Annotated in this window: 1 protein-coding gene; it reads left to right on the forward strand. The window is 64.6% G+C overall.

The window, feature by feature from the left end; genetic code table 11:
* A partial coding sequence (gene ubiG, locus EOA60_RS36240; protein WP_128312791.1) for a bifunctional 2-polyprenyl-6-hydroxyphenol methylase/3-demethylubiquinol 3-O-methyltransferase UbiG occupies positions 1–569 on the forward strand: 569 nt, incomplete at its 5' end.
* Between the last annotated feature and the right edge of the window lie 33 nt (positions 570–602).

The raw sequence follows: 602 nt of genomic DNA on the forward strand, positions 1-602 counted from the left end.
GGCCATTCGAGGGTCTGCGCTTCCGCGACATCGGCTGCGGCGGCGGGCTTTTATGCGAACCGATGGCACGGCTTGGCGCGGAAGTGGTCGGTGCCGACGCCTCGGCCACCAACATCGAGGTCGCTAAGCTGCACGCGGCCGAAGCCGGCGTAAATGTCGACTATCGCGCCACCACGGCCGAGGCGCTGGCCGACGCCGGCGAGACATTCGACGTCATCCTCAACATGGAGGTGGTCGAGCATGTCGCCGATGTCGATCTCTTCGTCGCCAAATGCAGTGAGATGGTGCGGCCCGGCGGCATCATGTTCGTCGCCACCATCAACCGCACGCTGAAGGCGCTTGGCCTTGCCATCATCGGCGCCGAGTATGTGCTGCGCTGGCTGCCGCGCGGCACGCATCAGTTCGGCAAGCTAGTGCGGCCGGAGGAGTTGGCAAAGGCGCTTGGCGCGGCGGGGCTGACCATCGTCGACCGGACCGGCGTGATCTATCATCCCTTGGCCGACCGCTGGCAGAAATCCAGGGACATGGACGTCAACTACATGGTGCTGGCCGAAAAAGCCTCGGTCTAAGCGGCCAACTGAAGCGTTTACGCCGCCTGGCTT

The sequence above is a fragment of the Mesorhizobium sp. M1A.F.Ca.IN.020.06.1.1 genome (genome assembly GCF_004023265.1).
Taxonomy (GTDB): domain Bacteria; phylum Pseudomonadota; class Alphaproteobacteria; order Rhizobiales; family Rhizobiaceae; genus Mesorhizobium.